We start from the raw sequence: 1,522 nt of genomic DNA on the forward strand, positions 1-1,522 counted from the left end.
AACCACCCCCGTACCGCAGGAGCAGTCCCAAGAACAGCCCCACGAGCAGCCGTACGTACCGCCGCCCGAGCCGCGCAGGCGCCGGGTCGCGGTCCTGTCCGTGGCCGGGGCGGCCCTCGCCGTGGTGGCCGTGACGGCGGCGGCGAGCGGGCTGTTCTCCGGCCCGCCCGAGCGCGAACAGGCACTCCCCGACCAGCGCAGCACCGCCCCGTCGACGCCGCTCACGACCGCGCCGAGCCGCACCGGAACCCCGTCCGCGTCCCCCGAGGCGACCGCCACGCCGTCGAGCTCACCGACGGCCACACCCCTCCGTACGGCACCGCCCAGCCGCTCCCCGTCGACCACCGCACCGCCGCCCACCGCCTCCGCGACGGGCTCGATCGGCACGCCCAGGTCACCCGAGAAGCCGGTGCTGACGAAGGGCGACCGGGGCGCGGAGGTACGGGAGTTGCAGAACCGCCTGGCACAGCTGTACCTGTACGCGGGGCCGGAGGACGGCACGTACGGCGTGCTGGTCGAGGACGCCGTGGAGCGCTACCAGTACGCGCGTGGAGTCGATTCGGACCCACCGGGCGTGTACGGCCCCGCCACGCGCGAGGCACTGGAATCGGAGACCGAGGAACCGGAGCGGGACGCGTCCGGAGGCCGGTGAAAACGCCCCCTATGGGGCGCCGATGAGGAACTCGAAGGAACTCAGCGGCGGTCAGGCCGCGGCGGGAGCGACCAGGAGGCGCAGCGTCCGCTCGCCGGACGGTCCTGTCACCGGCTCGACGGTGATCTGGCGCAGGTCCTCGACGTGCACGTCCGGCGCGTACGCCGCCGCGCGGGGGCCGACGCCCACCACGCGCATGCCCGCGGCGCGACCGGCCGCGACGCCCGCCTCGGAGTCCTCGAAGACGAGGCAGTCCGCGGGGTCGACGCCCAGTTCGGCGGCGCCCTTCAGGAAGCCCTCGGGGTCCGGCTTGCTCGCGCCCACGCACTCGGCGGTGACCTTGACCATGGGGATCGGCAGCCCGGCCGCGTCCATCCGGGCCTTGGCGAGCGCGGCGTCGGCCGAGGTGACCAGGGCGTGCGGGAGTTCGGCGATGGCGGCCATGAACGCGGGGGCGCCGCCGACCGGCACGACGCCTTCGACGTCGGCGGTCTCCTCGGCGAGCATCTCGCGGTTCTCCGCGTAGTTCTCCGCCATCGGGCGCTCGGGCAGCAGCACCGCCATGGAGGCGTACCCCTGCCGTCCGTGCACGACCTTGATGACCGCGTCGAAGTCCAGGCCGTACCGCTCGGCCCAGCGGCGCCAGCAGCGCTCCACCACGGCGTCGGAGTTGACGATCGTGCCGTCCATGTCGAGCAGCAGGGCTCGGGCGGTGAGAACGGTGGGCGGCGTGGCCGTCATCGGCATGCTCCAGAACGGGGCGGAGAAAGAATCAAGGTGGCCCCGCCCGCCGGTCAGGGAAAACGAGCGGGAGCCACTTTGTTCCCACACGATACAAAAAAGAGGCGCCACTGCGCCACCGCCCTGCCC

At 73.5% G+C, this 1,522-nt stretch carries 2 protein-coding genes; one reads left to right on the forward strand and one right to left on the reverse strand.

Features of this window, described 5'->3' with window-relative positions:
- Positions 1-652, forward strand: a 652-nt coding sequence (locus GUY60_RS37600) for a peptidoglycan-binding protein (protein WP_187370234.1), incomplete at its 5' end; no start/stop codon positions are given.
- Positions 653-703: 51 nt separating this feature from the next.
- Here the strand turns inward: GUY60_RS37600 and GUY60_RS37605 are convergent.
- Positions 704-1,393: an HAD-IA family hydrolase gene (locus tag GUY60_RS37605; RefSeq protein ID WP_161705985.1), complete on the reverse strand. Its 690-nt coding sequence runs from the start codon at positions 1,391-1,393 to the stop codon at positions 704-706.
- Positions 1,394-1,522 lie beyond the last annotated feature (129 nt).

The organism is Streptomyces boluensis, from assembly GCF_009908195.1.
In the GTDB taxonomy this organism is placed as follows: Bacteria; Actinomycetota; Actinomycetes; order Streptomycetales; family Streptomycetaceae; genus Streptomyces; species Streptomyces boluensis.

Excerpts from the sequence above, each read along its gene's own strand:
- GUY60_RS37605 (WP_161705985.1), bottom strand. The coding sequence starts at position 1,393 with ATGACGGCCACGCCGCCCACCGTTCTCACCGCCCGAGCCCTGCTGCTC.